Here is a 222-nt window from a genome sequence, read left to right as displayed (position 1 = left end):
CCAAACGATTTTTAAATACATTCTATATGAGAAAACGTCTTGCTGAGATACAAAGAATAGAACTGAATTTATCAGTTTTAGCAAAGTTGATGGTTCTTGAATACACCGATAGGGATTTATTTAGAGAATTGTATCAGTGGCAGTTTGAAAATGATGGAATTCCAAAGCCGTTATCAGATATTGAAAATCAAGTATAAAACGAAGGATTAAATGATGAGGAAA

The 222-nt window shown here is 31.1% G+C and carries 1 pseudogene; it reads left to right on the top strand.

Annotated elements, in window-relative coordinates:
• Positions 1-197: pseudogene (locus LKX83_RS33290) on the top strand (KAP family P-loop NTPase fold protein); the annotation flags it as partial.
• Positions 198-222 lie beyond the last annotated feature (25 nt).

The organism is Cohnella baijiui (assembly GCF_020731285.1).
In the GTDB taxonomy this organism is placed as follows: domain Bacteria; phylum Bacillota; class Bacilli; order Paenibacillales; family Paenibacillaceae; genus Cohnella.
Note: the sequence above shows the minus strand (reverse complement) of the source record. Positions and strands in the feature narration are given on the sequence as shown.